The organism is Streptomyces sodiiphilus (assembly GCF_039529215.1).
Lineage (GTDB): Bacteria > Actinomycetota > Actinomycetes > Streptomycetales > Streptomycetaceae > Streptomyces > Streptomyces sodiiphilus.
In genome coordinates, this window is sequence record NZ_BAAAMJ010000100.1 from 1 (window position 1) to 743 (window position 743).

The following is a 743-nucleotide window of genomic DNA, read 5'->3' on the forward strand; positions in this document are numbered from 1 at the left end:
GTCCGGCGGAGGTTGGTGTACCAGTACTCGGCATCCAGACCCGCGGTGTCCATCACCTCACCGGTCACCGTCGACCGGAACGGAACATCCCCACTGCGCGGCCTGACCGGACCCAGAACCTCCAGCAACTCCTCCCGGATCGCCTCCACATGAGCCGAATGCGACGCGTAATCCACCGGAATCAGCTTCGCCCGCACACCCTCGGCCTCACACCCCGCCAACACCTCCCGCAACGCCCCCGGATCACCCGACACCACCACCGACCCCGGACCATTCACCGCCGCGAGCGACACCCGCCCACCCCACGCACCGATCCGCTCCCGCACCTCACCCACCGGCAACGACACCGACAACATCCCCCCACGCCCCGCAAGACCCCGCGCAATCGCCAACGACCGCAACGCCGCAACCCGCGCCCCGTCCTCCAACGACAGACCACCCGCCACCACCGCCGCAGCGATCTCCCCCTGCGAATGCCCCACCACCGCAGACGGCACCACCCCACACGCCCGCCACACCTCGGCAAGCGACACCATCACCGCCCACAACACAGGCTGCACCACATCCACCCGCTCCAACGACGGCGCACCCTCCACCCCCCGCAAAACCTCCGACACCGACCAATCCACAAACCCCGACAACGCCCCCTCACACTCACCCAACCGCCCCGCGAACACCGGCGAAGAATCCAGCAACCCCACCGCCATCCCCACCCACTGCGACCCCTGCCCCGGAAACACGAA

The 743-nt window shown here is 68.6% G+C and carries 1 protein-coding gene; it reads right to left on the reverse strand.

Translation table 11 applies throughout. The features are described 5' to 3' along the window. Positions 1–743: acyltransferase domain-containing protein (locus tag ABD299_RS24770; protein WP_344266985.1), on the reverse strand; the 743-nt coding region annotated here is incomplete at both ends.